We start from the raw sequence: 14,012 nt of genomic DNA, 5'->3' as shown, positions 1-14,012 counted from the left end.
GGGGGGGTTTTTATTTAGGAAACAGGAATGTTACTGTAAAGCGTGCGCCCCAGTCAGGGCCGTTATCGGGTTTGCTGGCATAATATTGGCCGGTAACACCAAGGCTGACATGTTGCTTGCCGAAGGTGAAGACTTTGGAAATGCCGAGGTCAACCGGTATTGTCCATTGCTCATTCGTCCAGTCATAGGTCATCTCGCTATTGAGCGATAAGCCGACCGTATTGGGAAAAGTATAGCTGATAAAAGGCTGGATCAGACTGGCACTGACATTCTGCCGGTCGCTTTCTCCGGCAAAAGACCAGATATGATTGGTCAGCATGCCCATCGTCCAGCCGTGCATTTGTTTGAGCGCAACGGCTGTCGGGCCTGCACCCCATTTCTGATTGCCAAGCATGGCGTTGGTGGCGGTTGGCCACAGAAAGGCCGGTCCCACACCCCAGATGATGCCATCTGTTTTCTGAACCGGAGACAGGAAAAAGCTCTGTACCGTGTCGCCCAGTCCGAATTTCGCTCCGATATCCGGCGCATGGGAGCTTTGCTGAATGATTGGCACAATGGTGCGCACGATCAAATTCCAGTCGGCATTGAGGGAAAAGGGAATAACCGGCTGAATATTGGTGGTAAAACGACCGGCATTATTGGCGCCGGTGCAACAGGTATAAGTGTTTTGAATAGGCACGCTTATAAGACTGGAAACCGGATTGGCCAGTTTCTTTGCCAGTTGTTGTGCGTCGGATTCTTGCGCTTGGACAGCAGGAATAAAACTGACAATGCTGCATAATATGAATGTTATAATGTAGAGAAATATATTGCGTACCATCGGCTAATGACCTGATATTATTTTAAATAATAAGCAGGTTAAGCGCATCATCAGAAATTTGAAGCTGGCATTTTTATGCGTATCATTGTGGGGAACTGCGTAATGCTGTCACTTGCCGCTGCTGTTTTGCTGCTCTATGCTGCGGCTAATAATGATGCATAGTCCTTTAAGAGAATTATGCGGGGAGGAAGAATATGTCTGTTATGTCCGGAATGGCGATCTATTTTATCATCTGGTGGACAAGTCTGTTTGCCATGCTGCCTTTCGGTCTGCGTACACAGGCAGAAGAGAATAATATTGTGCGCGGCACAGTCGCGAGCGCACCGGCGCGCCCGCGGATCTGGCTGGCTTTTCTGCGTACGACCATCCTTGCGACAGTGATTTTCGGCCTGTTCTGGTTTGTGACACAGAAACTCGGTTTCGGTCTGGATGATATTCCGCACTTCTTCCCTGAGCTGTGAATCTCATTTTGAAATATTTTATATAAAGCACTGTAATTATAGCGCTATTCGATAATTTTCATCGAATTTCTGTGCGCGCATAATCGCCTGAAATCACGATTTCCGGCTTTGCTCCCTGTGTATTCGGTAGTTTGGCATCGAGCAGCGAGGCTTTGGAATGGATGCGATAACTGACCGAAGTGCCTTTCGGAAAAATCAGACTCGTATCCAGCGCGCGACCGGCAATATCAATCTGTTCCGGCTGTGTTGTACCATCAAATTGCAGTCTGGTGCGGAAAGCGTCACCACGAATTCTGACTGAGGTGGCAGAGCCTTGCAGGCTGATATCTGCGGCACGGGTCTCTATATTCAGATCGGAAAATTGTCCCTGTAAGTCTCCTTTGAAAGCAGGTTGATTAATCGTCACTCCTGCATTGCGCGGCAGATTGATTTGCAGATAAGTGCTGCATTCGGACAGGTCATACCAGCCGCTATTTTGCGCTTTAATCAGCAATGTCTGACCGCTGACAATCATCTCGCCTTTGGATTTACAGTCATTATAGAACCAGCCGGAAAGCCAGCCCGATGGCTTGGCACTCATGACAGCCAGTTGTTTCTGATCGTCTTTCGCGATCAAGCGGATAAGGCTGGCATCACCGCTGATCGTTACGTTCTTTATGCCATCAGTTGCCACGGTTTTTTCCGATGTACTGGTTTCCTTGGTGCAACCGCTGAGCGTGAGAATGGTGGAAAGTAAAATTGAGAGAAGCATATAGTCCATTATCTTGATCCTGACTGCGTTGATAATGCAGGGATCATTTGCCGGATTGTGTATTTCTGCGACCTGAAACAGGATCAAGGTCGACGCATAACGTGTTTTGCTTCATGTTCCTGATCACATGATGAGACATGACAGAGATATTTGCCGATGATTTTTATTCCGCTGCCCTTTGTGCTGACAATATTGCTGGCGATTATACTGGTGCAGCTGTTGCGTAATCGCGAGGCGGGAAGCCGTGCGGATATGTTTTTCATCGCGCTGATCGGCACTTATATGCTGCAATCGGTTCTGCTCGGCTTGCGCTGGGGCTATGATATCCTTGCTGTTCTGCCGGTGCAGATTTTACTGGCGTCGATAATTGCCGGATTGTCTTATTTAAGTTTTCGCAGTCTTACGGTGCAGAATAGTGATGATGCCTTGCGGGTCGATAAAATCTGGCCGCATTTGCTGCCGGTATTGGCGGTGCTTGTGTTGCTGCTTATACGCCGTGATCTGGCGGCGCTGGCAATTATCGTGATTTTTTTGGTCTATGGTCTGGCTCTGCTGCGCCTGAGCTTTGCGGGGCCGGATGTGCTGATTGCTGCGCGGCTGGACGGAATTATGCGTTCTTATCGGGCAATGCAAATAACCGCTGCTATGCTGATCAGCTCTGTGATCGTCGATATCTTGATTAATTTTGATTTTCTCTGGAATAGCGGCCGCTATTCCCCCTCGATCATTCTGGTCACCAATATTCTGTCGCTGCTGGTATTGGGCGCCGCGGCCGGTGTGGCACTGAATAATCGCACCAATGCTGATGAGGATGAGCGGGATGAGGGGAAGGCACCTGCACTTACAGCTGAGACTGCACTGACAACAGAACAGCATCTGGAAATTGTGACTGAGTTGGATGCGCTGATGCGGGATAAACAGCTTTATAAGGATATGGAACTCAACTTGAAGCGCATTGCACACCGGCTGCGCAGGCCACCACGCCATGTCTCTGAGGCGGTTAACCGGTGTCGCGGGGTCAGCGTGTCAGTTTATGTGAACAATTTCCGTGTTGAGGAGGCGTGTCGCCTGTTACAGGAGACGGATGAACCGGTGACGCAGATCACATTTGCCAGCGGTTTTCTCACCAAATCGAATTTCAATCGCGAATTTTTACGGGTGACGGGGATTGCACCTAAAACATATCGTAATCAAATAATTATGTCCGGCACCAGCATCACTGAATAGCACGGCCTTGCATGACATGGGTTTTGAGGCGAATTGCTTTATTATCGTGATGAAGCAAAGCCGGAGTTTATAATCACACTATATTTGTATTATTAAGATGTAAAAAAAAGCAAGGCGTTAGCCTTGCTGATAAAATACGCGTCCAACTCATTTCCTTGTTACAGGCGGCTGCGAAATACCGCGCCTGAGTTGCATCCTCCCAAGACTTTGACCGCGTGAGAGAGTAGTTAAGCCTGCTCTCTGTTGTCGTTGCATGGAAAATAGAATGAGAAATATCAGTTGTCACGCGTTTTTTTAAGCGCGGACACAAAAATGCCATAAGAATTGAAGCCGAAAAGCAAATTTCAATGTTTTTAATTCGATTTAAACTGAAGTTTTCATAAGAAATGCAGTTTTTAGTGTGCTATTTGGATGAAAATCAAAAATGTAAAAAAAATGTCACAAATAAATAAAACTGAAGCTGAACCTGTCTTTTGCCGTTCAGGCAGCGGGAAATGCTGTAAAGCTCACATTATTTTTATCCCGATCTCCTGAAATATAAGGAATCATCGGACGCTGCCATAATTTGGCAGGCTTTATCCGTCAGGTCTGCATGCCTTCGTGACTGAAGATTTGCTGGCTCCGCTCTGCGTGAGACGGGTTTTCATTGCCATGATAAGTGGTTAATAAACACGAGAGATTTTATGTGTTTTTTCCTGATTCTAACGGGATCGGGAGCAATTTCCGGTGGTTCCTCCATGCGTATGTCGCGATTCTTTTTGCCGATCCTGAAAGAAAATCCAAAAGAGGCAGAAATTGTCTCCCATCGTCTGATGCTGCGTGCGGGGATGATCCGCCAGCAGTCAGCCGGTATTTACACATGGCTGCCGCTGGGTTTGAAGGTTCTGAACAAGGTCAATACGATCATTCGTGAAGAGCAGAACCGTGCAGGCGGTAATGAAATTCTGATGCCGACAATCCAGTCCGCTGATCTGTGGCGCGAAAGCGGCCGCTATGATGCTTACGGCAAGGAAATGCTGCGCATTAAAGACCGCTCCGAGCGTGAAATGCTGTTCGGCCCGACCAATGAAGAAATGGTCACCGATATTTTCCGCTCCTATGTGCGTTCATATAAAGACCTGCCGCTGAACCTCTATCACATTCAGTGGAAATTCCGTGACGAAGTGCGTCCGCGTTTCGGCGTGATGCGTTCGCGCGAATTCCTGATGAAAGATGCTTATTCTTTCGACCTGAATTATGAAGGTGCGAAAGCTGCCTATTACCGCATGTTCGTTTCTTATCTGCGCACATTCTCCCGTATTGGTGTGCAGGTTGTACCGATGCGTGCGGATACCGGCCCGATCGGTGGTGATCTGTCCCATGAATTTATTATTCTGGCGGATACCGGTGAAAGTCAGGTTTTCTGTGACCGCGCTTATCTCGATCTGAAAGTTCCGGGCGCAGATATCGACTTCTTCGATGATGCAGCAATGGCATCTATCGTTGACCAGTGGACAACGCCTTACGCTGCGACTGAAGAAATGCATGACGAAGCCGCATGGGCAAAAGTCGATGCAGGCAATCAGGTTGCTGCACGCGGTATTGAAGTCGGCCATATCTTCCATTTCGGCACCAAATATTCCGAGCCAATGGGCGCGAAAGTGCAGGGACCGGACGGCAAAGAACATCTGGTTTCCATGGGCTCTTACGGTATCGGCCCGTCGCGTGTGGTTGCCGCAACAATTGAAGCATCCCATGATGAAAACGGTATTATCTGGCCGAAAGCTATTGCGCCGTTTGGTGCAGGTATCGTCAATATGAAGCCGGGCGATGCGGCTTGTGATGCTGTATCGGAAAAGCTCTATGAAGCCCTGACCAATGCCGGTCTGGATCCTCTGCTCGATGACAGCGACGACCGTCCGGGTTCGAAATTCGCAACCATGGATCTGATTGGTGTGCCGGTACAGATCATTGCCGGTCCGCGCAGCGTAGCCAATGGCGAAGTTGAAGTCAAAGATCGTAAGACCGGTGAACGTCAGACTATGACTGTTGAAGCCGCAATCAATCTTCTGACTGCGGGGCAGTAATGTTCAAAAAGCCTGCGACAGGTGGAAATCAAGGCAACGGGGGAGCGCAATTGCTCGATAAATTGCCAAAGAAACAACAGGAAAAGAAACCGGCAGCTCAGGCACAGCGTCAGGGCACCGGACCATTCTCCTCACTGGAACGTATGATTGCATGGCGCTATCTGCGTTCCCGCCGTCGCGAGGCTTTTATTTCTGTGATTGCCGGTTTTTCATTCACCGGCATCATGCTCGGCGTGGCCACACTCATCATCGTTATGGCGGTGATGAACGGCTTCCGCACAGAATTGCTCAACCGTATTCTCGGTATCAACGGTCACCTGATAGTTGCACCGATCGACAGCCCGCTGGAAGATTACGATCATCTGGTGAAGCGTATGGATGCGCTGCAAGGCGTGAAATTCGCTATTCCGGTTGTTGAAGGGCAGGCTCTGGTGCAGGGCAGTATCGGTGCAGGCACCGGTGCGCTGGTGCGTGGTCTGCGCGAGCAGGATGTGAATAAGCTTGAGCTGATCGCCAAGAATGTCAAATCCGGTACTTTTGCGAGTTTTGATACGGCTGACGGTGTGGCCATCGGTACCCGTATGGCGCAGAATCTTGGTCTGGGCGTGGGCGATGATCTGAAAATCATTTCGCCGGATGGTGACGTAACGCCGTTTGGTGTGAATGCCCGTACCAAAGTCTATCCGATCAAGGCCATCTTCGAGATCGGCATGTCGGAATATGATGCGTCTATTGTGCTGATGCCTTTGGCTGAGGCGCAATTGTTCTTTAATCAGGAAGATCGTGTCCAGTCGATTGAGGTCTTTGCCGATAATCCGGACAAGGTTGATGATCTGCGTGCCGGCGTGGAAGAGGCGGCAGAACGCCCTGTGATGATGACAGACTGGCGCCAGCGTAATGCCACATTCTTCTCGGCTTTGCAGGTTGAGCGCAATGTGATGTTCATGATCCTCACACTGATCGTTCTTGTTGCGGCACTCAATATTATTTCCGGCCTGATTATGCTGGTGAAAGATAAAGGGCGTGATATCGCGATCCTGCGCACAATGGGCGCAACCCGCGGTGCAATCATGCGTATCTTCCTGATGACCGGTGCGGCGATCGGTGTCACGGGAACGCTGGCAGGCGTGGTGCTCGGCGTTGTCGTGTGCCTCAATGTGGAGCGTATCCGTGCGTTCTTCTCATGGTTGTCGGGCACAACTTTGTTTAATCCGGAGCTTTATTTCCTGAGTCAGCTTCCAGCTGAAATGAATCTCAGCGAAACGCTTTCTGTTATTGGTATGGCGCTGATCTTGTCATTTATTGCAACGATTTTTCCGGCTTGGCGTGCGGCCAAACTCGATCCTGTTGAAGCGCTGAGGTACGAATAATGGCTGCTATGTCCGGAGAGCCGATCCTTCAGCTGAAAAATGTCTGCCGCAGCTATCATGAAGCAGACCGCGAGCTGACTATTCTTAAAGACGCGAATTTCACGCTGATGCGCGGTGAAATGGTGGCTCTGGTTGCACCATCCGGTGCCGGTAAATCCACGCTGCTGCATACGGCAGGACTGCTGGAAAAACCGGATTCCGGTGATGTGATCTTGGGCAAAATTTCTTGCGCGCAGCTGGATGATGATGAACGCACAGCCATGCGCCGCAATGATCTGGGCTTTGTCTATCAGTTTCATCATTTGCTGCCGGAATTTACCGCGCTTGAAAATGTGATGGTGCCGCAAATGTTGCGTGGCCTGTCATCCAAAGTTGCATCACAGCGTGCGCAGAACTTGCTGGATTATATGCGTATCGGGCCCCGTTCTTCGCACCGCCCGTCGGAGTTGTCCGGTGGTGAGCAGCAGCGTGTGGCCATTGCCCGTGCAGTTGCTAATGCACCGCTGGTGCTGTTTGCGGATGAACCGACAGGCAATCTCGATCCGTCAACATCATCCTATGTGTTTCAGGCACTGGAGGCGCTGGTGCGTCAGTCCGGCCTGTCTGCGCTGATCGCAACGCATAATCATGATCTGGCACGACGCATGGATCGTTGCGTTACACTGAAAGACGGCAAGATCGTTGATCTCGATTTGAGAAAACCTGCCGCCTGATTGCAAGACAAGCTGAATTGTTGAATGCCGTATGCTGAAATATGCATGCGGCATTTTTATTTGTTCTGTAGATACGGAAAAAAGAGCTGCGGCTTAAATAGCTGAAACTACACTCAAAAATAAAACAGGTGCTGCTTACATAGCCAGACGCCAGATCAACGGTTCATATTTCACTAACTATAGATGTTTTTACGTGAACAAAGAGGGGTTGACTGCGGAACAATAATGGAACAAATTGCATACATACAAGAACAAATGGAGTTCATATCATGTCTGATCTGGTTCGTGATGTTATGTCATTCATTTCCATCGGTTTGTTTGTAGCAACTTTTGCTATGTGGCTGGCAGCGTTCTGAGGCTGCACAAAGCTTGATTTAACTAAAGCATGTCGCGGAAAAGTGCGTACTGGTTATCCTATACGACATGCGAAAAACAAGAAGATAGAGCGAGCACAGCGGATAGAATTAAACGCGGCACGCTCTGTGTAAAGATGTAGCTGGCTGAAGATATAGCCAGCAAGAGATATAGAATGTGTAATGATTGACGGAATGCGCATATGCATCTGGACATCATGACGGCATTGCGGGAAAAAGGATCTGATGAATGTGTGGAGTCTGACAGGCTTCAGTTCATTATCCGGTTTGATTTTCCCGTCTTACAGAACTGTTATTTTTGGAATGCAGTTTCTATGTAAGGCTTTGTACTGCGATACATCCCTGCACAAACGGGCAGGCGATGATTGCAATGACGGAGTATATGCCTTTGCCTTCTGATGTTTCTGCCGTAGCTGCTTCTGAATTACCTGCCGGTGCGCCGGTATTTATTCATTTGCGCACGCACTCGGCTTATTCATTGCTGGAAGGGGCATTGCAAATCGGCAAAATTATCGGCCATGCCAAGGATGATAATGCGCCTGCAATTGCCGTAACAGACACGAATAATCTGTTCGGCGCATTGGAATTTGCGCAGAAGGCGTCGAAAGATGGTGTGCAGCCGATTATCGGCTGTGTTGTTGATATTGCCTTTGGCGACCATCAACCGGAAGGCCGTGCGATCAACCGCCGCGATGCGCTGGATTTGTCGCCGGTGGTACTGCTGGCTTCCAGTGAAGAAGGCTATGCCAATATGGTGCGGCTGGTCAGCCGCTCCTATCTGGAAACAGAAGCCGGTGATCCGGTGCATATCCGCGCCGACTGGTTACCGGATTTGTCGGAAGATGTAATTTTTCTGACCGGCGGAGCAGAGGGGCCGATTGGCAAGCCGCTCAGCAATGAACGGGAAGAGCGTGCGCGCAGCCGCCTTGAGTTTTTAAAAAACATTTTTGGCGACCGTCTTTATGTCGAGTTGCACCGCCAGCGCGGTTATGACCGTGTACTTGAATCCAAACTGGTTGATCTGGCTTATGAATATGAGCTGCCATTGGTTGCAACCAATGAGGCATTCTTTAAGCAGAGCGGAGATTATGAAGCGCATGATGCTTTGCTGGCGATTGCAGATGGTCAGGTCATCGCATCGGATGATCGTCGCCGTCTGACACCGGATCATTATCTGAAATCCCAGAGCGAAATGGCGGCATTGTTTGCCGATTTACCGGAGGCTCTGGAAAATACCGTCGAGATTGCACGCCGCTGCCATTGGTACACGCAGACCCGTGCGCCGATCCTGCCGCGCTTTACCGGTGAATCCGATGATCCGGAAGCCGCTTTGCAGGCAGAAGCGGATGAAATGGCGCGTCAGGCGCGTGAAGGTCTTGAAGAACGTTTGAAGCTGTTCGGCCTTGCCGAAGGCCATACCCACGAAGACTATATCAAGCGGCTGGATTACGAAATCAGCATCATCGTCCGCATGAAGTTTCCGGGCTACTTTCTGATCGTTTCGGACTTTATCAAATGGGCAAAGCAACAGGATATTCCGGTAGGGCCGGGGCGTGGTTCCGGTGCTGGCTCGCTGGTTGCTTATGCGCTGACCATTACGGACGTTGATCCGCTGCGCTTCTCTTTGCTGTTTGAGCGCTTTCTTAATCCGGATCGTGTGTCGATGCCGGACTTTGATATCGACTTTTGTCAGGATCGCCGTGAAGAGGTGATCCGCTATGTGCAGCAAAAATATGGTCGCGATCAGGTAGCGCAGATTATTACTTTCGGTACGCTGCAGGCACGTGCGGTGCTGCGCGATGTTGGTCGCGTGCTGCAAATGCCCTACGGGCAGGTGGACAGGTTGTGTAAACTGGTGCCGTCCAACCCTGCCAATCCGGTATCGCTCGGACAGGCGATTAATGAAGAGCCGCGCATTAATGAGGAGCGTGAAAAGGAGCCGGTTGTCGGTCGTCTTCTTGATATGTCGCTGAAGCTGGAAGGACTTTATCGTCACGCTTCTACGCACGCTGCAGGTATTGTTATCGGTGACCGGCCATTGTCGGAACTGGTGCCGATGTATCGCGATCCGCGCTCCGATATGCCGGTCACTCAGTTCAATATGAAATGGGTTGAGCAGGCCGGTCTGGTAAAGTTTGACTTTCTTGGTCTGAAAACGCTGACGGTTCTGAATACGGCTGTGAAGCTGATTGCCCGTAAAGGCGTCGATATCGATCTGCAAACGCTGCCGTTTGACGATAAGCTGACTTATGAAATGCTGTCGCGCGGTGAAACGGTCGGCGTGTTTCAGGTGGAATCGGTGGGTATGCGTAAAGCACTCATCGGGATGAAGCCTGACCGTATTGAGGATATTATTGCGCTTGTGGCGCTCTATCGTCCGGGTCCGATGGAGAATATTCCAACCTACAATGCGCGCAAACACGGTGAGGAGGAAATCGCCTCTATTCACCCGAAAATCGACCATCTGGTGAAGGAAACGCAGGGCGTTATCGTTTATCAGGAGCAGGTGATGCAGATCGCGCAGGAGCTTTCCGGCTATTCGCTTGGTGAAGCGGATTTGCTGCGTCGTGCGATGGGTAAGAAAATCCGTGAAGAAATGGACAAGCAGCGCGTCCGTTTTGTTGACGGTGCAATTGAAGGCGGTGTCGGCAAGGCGCAAGCCAATACGATTTTCGATCTGCTTGCCAAATTTGCTGACTATGGTTTCAACAAATCCCACGCGGCTGCCTATGCGATTGTTTCCTATCATACAGCCTATCTGAAGGCGCATTATCCGGCAGAGTTTCTCGCCGCGTCGATGACCTATGATATGAATAACACGGAAAAGCTCAATGATTTCCGTCGTGATGCCTTGCGTCTTGGTATTGAGGTGGTGCTGCCATCGGTCATGACATCCTACCGCCCGTTTGAAGTCGGCGATGGCAAGATTTTCTATTCACTGGCCGCGATCAAAGGCGTTGGTGATGCTGCCGTTGAGCATATTGTGGAAAAGCGGAAAGAAAAACCGTTTGAAAGCCTTGAGGATTTCTGTGAGCGCGTTGATCCGCGCATGGTCAACCGCCGTGTGTTTGAAAGCCTGATTAATGCCGGTGCGCTGGATTGTTTCGGTGTTGACCGTTCAGCTTTGAGTTCCGGTATGGACAGTCTGATGGCCTATACTCAGCGCACGCAGGAAAACGCCAATAGCGGGCAGTCGGATATTTTTGGCACCGGTCTGGTGCCGAAAGAAAAGCTGCAATTGCCAGTGGTAACGCCTTGGACATCATCAGAGAAACTGCATCGCGAATTGCAGGCCGCAGGCTTCTATCTCTCCGCGCATCCGCTGGATGATTATAATGAAGCGCTGCAGAAAATGCGTGTTCAGAGCTGGGCTGATTTCTCCAATGCGGTGAAGAAAGGCGCAACCAACGGTCGTCTTGCCGGAACGGTTATCAGCAAGCAGGAGCGCAAGACCAAGACCGGCAATAAAATGGGCATCATCGCCTTTTCTGATGCGACAGGTCAGTTTGAATCGGTATTGTTCTCGGAAGCGCTTCAGCAGTTCCGCGACCTGCTGGAACCCGGTCGCTCGGTAGTAATTACTGTTTCCGCTGAGAATCGGCCGGAAGGTGTGAGCCTGCGCATTGCCACGGTCGTGTCGCTTGAGGATGAGGCCAGCCGACTGCAAAAGGCGCTGCGTCTGTTCCTGCGTAACAGCGATGCACTGGATCAGATCGTGCCTTATTTCAAAACCCGTGGTGACGGCGAGGTCAGCTTTATCGTGATCAAGGATAATGGTCAGCGTGAGGTGGAGGTTGCTTTGCCGGATCGCTACCGCATCAGCCCGCAGATTGCCAGCGCGATGAAGGCCATCAGCGGTGTGGTCGATGTGGAACTCATCAGCTGATCGCTGACTATTATTCACCTTGAGACTCAATATATGTTTCGTATGTAGTATGTATATGAAACATATGTGAGGCCTTATGGGTATTGTGAATATTGAAGACGAGTTGCATGAGCAGCTGCGTCTTGCGAGCAGGGTGACTTGCCGCTCTATTAATGCGCAGGCTGCTTTCTGGATTAAGATCGGCATGTTGTGCGAGACCAATCCCACGCTTAGTTTTTCAGAGATTATGCGTCGTGAGCTGAATGCTGCCGGTGTTGCTGTGTCTTCGCTGAGTGTGAGTGAAGCATGATTAAGCAACCTCAGGAACTGGCGCTGATGGCTGAGGCAGGGCGTTTGCTGGCTTCTGTCTTTGATATGCTGGATAAAACGCCGCTTGAAGGGGCTTCAACGCTTGAAATCAACGACAAAGTCGAGCGCTTTATCATTGAGGATTTACAATCCCGTCCGGCGAGTAAAGGCCAGTATGGCTACGGTTTTGTACTGAATTCTTCCATCAATCATGTGGTTTGTCACGGTGTGCCGTCACAAACGGATGTGCTGAAAAGCGGTGATATTGTCAATTTTGATATTACGCTGGAGAAGAACGGCTATATCGCGGATTCCAGCAAAACTTATTGTGTCGGCGAGGTGAATGTTGCCGCTAAAAGACTGGTGCGCACAGCTTATGAAGCAATGTGGATGGGTATTGCTGCTGTGCGTCCGGGTGCGCGGATCGGCGATATCGGTTGGGCAATCGAGCATCACGCCAAACGCAACGGCTATTCGGTCGTACATGATTATTGCGGTCACGGTATCGGCCGCGAAATGCATGAAGAACCGCAAATTCTCAATTTTGGCAAACCCGGAACCGGCCTGTTTCTGCAACAAGGAATGGTTTTCACCATTGAGCCAATGCTCAATCAGGGGCGGCGCAATGTGAAGACCGAAGCGGATGAGTGGACTGTCACCACTAAGGACGGGTTACTTTCGGCTCAGTTCGAGCATACGGTTGCGGTGACGGCAACAGGCGTTTCGGTGCTGACCTTGCGTGCGGATGAAAAGAACTCACCGCAGGCGAAACGATTAGGTTTGATAGCAAGTTGATGTGAAAAAGGCCTGCAGTGACTACAGGTCTTTTTATTCTATATTTTAATATGCTGCTGTGAAGCGCTGACGGATATGTTTGCCCTGTTCTGCTTCATCAAGAATGGCGACAGCCAGATCGCCGACGGTGATTTTGCTTTCGCCCTTATCGTCAAAAACCGGAGAATCTGTGCCAAGACGGAATGTGCCGGTGGCTTCACCCGGCACCAGCAGAATTGCCGGTGAGACAAAAGACCAGTCCAGTTCATTCTCGGTTTTCAGATCATTGAGTGCCTGACGGGCACCCAGCACACCTTCTTTATATTCCGCCGGAAATTCAGGGGAATCCACCAGCTGAGCGCCGTTGATTTCAAGGCTGCCTGCGCCGCCAACGGCGATCAGACGCTTGATGCCGGCTTTTTTCACAGCCTCACTAATGGATTTGCTGCCTTTGATGTGAATATTGCGGATATCGTCTTCCTGCCAGCCTGGATTATAGGCGGAGATCACTAGATCATGGCCTTTTAAAAGGACAGCCAGTCCGTCTGTGTCGAGAACATCGGCTTTCACAGCCGTGACATTGGCATTGGCAGCAATTTTTTCCGGATGGCGTACAAGGGCGCTCACCTGATGGCCGCGTTTCACGGCTTCATTAAGCAAAGCTGTACCGACATAGCCGCTGGCGCCGATGATTGCGATTTTTGACATAGGACTTACCTCATATTATAAGATTGATAAGAATTATTTTTAATCAGGTTACGATAGGTAACTATGTAATATGATTTGAAATAACTGTGAAGAATGCACTTTAAAGTCAGCAAGTCACTTCAAAGTAACCGCCTGCAAATGCGCGCTTTGCCGTTCAATTTTACGGTCGCGTGCAATGAAGGAGAAGGCAATGACCTCTCAGATGAATGCCGCTCTGAAGAAAAATTCAGCAGAGCCACAGCATGATGATGGAAATAATACCCCGCCGATTCTGGCGGATACCGCAGGATTTACAGCGGATGAGAACGGTACATGTCCGATCCGTGAAGTGCTGGATCGGGTGGGGGATACATGGAGTCTGCTGGTTATTCTCAATCTTCAGCAGGGTACAATCCGCTTCAATGCGCTGCGCCGTCTGATCGAGGGTATTTCGCAGCGTATGCTCACAGTAACTTTACGCTCGCTGGAGCGTGACGGTTTGGTGTTGCGCACTGTACGTCCGACTTCACCGCCGGAAGTGGAATATTCGCTGACTGCATTGGGGCTGTCGCTGGCAAAGCCGATTGACAATCTG

Annotated in this window: 12 protein-coding genes; 9 read left to right on the top strand and 3 right to left on the bottom strand. The window is 50.1% G+C overall.

Annotation, left to right across the window (positions count from 1 at the left end; translation table 11 throughout):
- Window positions 1-10: 10 nt before the first annotated feature.
- Window positions 11-820, bottom strand: coding sequence for a hypothetical protein (locus A918_RS0114325; protein ID WP_022711728.1), 810 nt, complete (start codon window positions 818-820; stop codon window positions 11-13).
- A gap of 194 nt (window positions 821-1,014) precedes the next feature.
- Here A918_RS0114325 and A918_RS0114315 point away from each other — a divergent pair, with 194 nt between their 5' ends.
- The gene (locus A918_RS0114315; RefSeq protein ID WP_022711727.1) at window positions 1,015-1,281 is read left to right on the top strand and encodes a DUF1467 family protein; all 267 of its coding nucleotides are present in this window, start codon (window positions 1,015-1,017) and stop codon (window positions 1,279-1,281) included.
- A gap of 58 nt (window positions 1,282-1,339) precedes the next feature.
- Here the strand turns inward: A918_RS0114315 and A918_RS0114310 are convergent, their stop codons facing one another.
- Entirely contained in the window at window positions 1,340-2,041 is a 702-nt protein-coding gene (locus A918_RS0114310) for a hypothetical protein (RefSeq protein WP_022711726.1), read from the bottom strand.
- A gap of 147 nt (window positions 2,042-2,188) precedes the next feature.
- Between A918_RS0114310 and A918_RS20575 the strand changes: the two genes are divergently transcribed.
- From A918_RS20575 to map, 7 genes are all read left to right on the top strand, one after another.
- Window positions 2,189-3,259 (top strand): AraC family transcriptional regulator, encoded by a 1,071-nt coding sequence (locus A918_RS20575; RefSeq protein WP_022711725.1) that lies wholly within the window; start codon window positions 2,189-2,191, stop codon window positions 3,257-3,259.
- Between the two features lie 737 nt (window positions 3,260-3,996).
- Window positions 3,997-5,325, top strand: coding sequence for a proline--tRNA ligase (gene proS / locus A918_RS0114300; protein WP_022711724.1), 1,329 nt, complete (start codon window positions 3,997-3,999; stop codon window positions 5,323-5,325).
- A gap of 143 nt (window positions 5,326-5,468) precedes the next feature.
- On the top strand, window positions 5,469-6,695 hold the full coding sequence (locus A918_RS0114295) for a lipoprotein-releasing ABC transporter permease subunit (RefSeq protein ID WP_245257335.1): 1,227 nt from the start codon (window positions 5,469-5,471) through the stop codon (window positions 6,693-6,695).
- A gap of 8 nt (window positions 6,696-6,703) precedes the next feature.
- Window positions 6,704-7,408, top strand: coding sequence for an ABC transporter ATP-binding protein (locus tag A918_RS0114290; RefSeq protein WP_028233831.1), 705 nt, complete (start codon window positions 6,704-6,706; stop codon window positions 7,406-7,408).
- A gap of 756 nt (window positions 7,409-8,164) precedes the next feature.
- On the top strand, window positions 8,165-11,668 hold the full coding sequence (dnaE, locus tag A918_RS0114275) for a DNA polymerase III subunit alpha (RefSeq protein WP_033316151.1): 3,504 nt from the start codon (window positions 8,165-8,167) through the stop codon (window positions 11,666-11,668).
- Between the two features lie 76 nt (window positions 11,669-11,744).
- Window positions 11,745-11,957, top strand: a complete 213-nt coding sequence (locus A918_RS0114270) for a ParD-like family protein (RefSeq protein ID WP_022711719.1) — start codon at window positions 11,745-11,747, stop codon at window positions 11,955-11,957.
- Window positions 11,954-12,751, top strand: a complete 798-nt coding sequence (map, locus tag A918_RS0114265) for a type I methionyl aminopeptidase (protein ID WP_022711718.1) — start codon at window positions 11,954-11,956, stop codon at window positions 12,749-12,751. Before A918_RS0114270 ends, map begins: the two co-directional genes overlap by 4 nt.
- Window positions 12,752-12,796: 45 nt before the next feature.
- Here the strand turns inward: map and A918_RS0114260 are convergent, their stop codons facing one another.
- Entirely contained in the window at window positions 12,797-13,438 is a 642-nt protein-coding gene (locus A918_RS0114260) for an NAD(P)-dependent oxidoreductase (RefSeq protein ID WP_022711717.1), read from the bottom strand.
- 190 nt (window positions 13,439-13,628) lie between these two features.
- Between A918_RS0114260 and A918_RS20570 the strand changes: the two genes are divergently transcribed.
- The coding region (locus A918_RS20570) for a helix-turn-helix domain-containing protein (protein ID WP_022711716.1) at window positions 13,629-14,012 on the top strand (384 nt) is incomplete at its 3' end.

The organism is Pseudochrobactrum sp. AO18b (assembly GCF_000409565.1).
In the GTDB taxonomy this organism is placed as follows: Bacteria; Pseudomonadota; Alphaproteobacteria; order Rhizobiales; family Rhizobiaceae; genus Pseudochrobactrum; species Pseudochrobactrum saccharolyticum.
The sequence above is the reverse complement of the archived record's forward strand: the minus strand, read 5'-3'. Positions and strand labels throughout refer to the sequence as shown.

What these genes read in the sequence shown, in the direction of transcription:
- A918_RS0114310 (WP_022711726.1), bottom strand. Translation starts at nt 2,041, where the DNA reads ATGGACTATATGCTTCTCTCAATTTTACTTTCCACCATTCTCACGCTC.
- dnaE (WP_033316151.1), top strand. Translation starts at nt 8,165, where the DNA reads ATGCCTTTGCCTTCTGATGTTTCTGCCGTAGCTGCTTCTGAATTACCT.
- A918_RS0114260 (WP_022711717.1), bottom strand. Translation starts at nt 13,438, where the DNA reads ATGTCAAAAATCGCAATCATCGGCGCCAGCGGCTATGTCGGTACAGCT.
- A918_RS0114325 (WP_022711728.1), bottom strand. Translation starts at nt 820, where the DNA reads ATGGTACGCAATATATTTCTCTACATTATAACATTCATATTATGCAGC.
- A918_RS0114315 (WP_022711727.1), top strand. Translation starts at nt 1,015, where the DNA reads ATGTCTGTTATGTCCGGAATGGCGATCTATTTTATCATCTGGTGGACA.
- A918_RS0114290 (WP_028233831.1), top strand. Translation starts at nt 6,704, where the DNA reads ATGTCCGGAGAGCCGATCCTTCAGCTGAAAAATGTCTGCCGCAGCTAT.
- A918_RS0114270 (WP_022711719.1), top strand. Translation starts at nt 11,745, where the DNA reads ATGGGTATTGTGAATATTGAAGACGAGTTGCATGAGCAGCTGCGTCTT.
- map (WP_022711718.1), top strand. Translation starts at nt 11,954, where the DNA reads ATGATTAAGCAACCTCAGGAACTGGCGCTGATGGCTGAGGCAGGGCGT.
- A918_RS0114295 (WP_245257335.1), top strand. Translation starts at nt 5,469, where the DNA reads ATGATTGCATGGCGCTATCTGCGTTCCCGCCGTCGCGAGGCTTTTATT.
- proS (WP_022711724.1), top strand. Translation starts at nt 3,997, where the DNA reads ATGCGTATGTCGCGATTCTTTTTGCCGATCCTGAAAGAAAATCCAAAA.
- A918_RS20575 (WP_022711725.1), top strand. Translation starts at nt 2,189, where the DNA reads ATGATTTTTATTCCGCTGCCCTTTGTGCTGACAATATTGCTGGCGATT.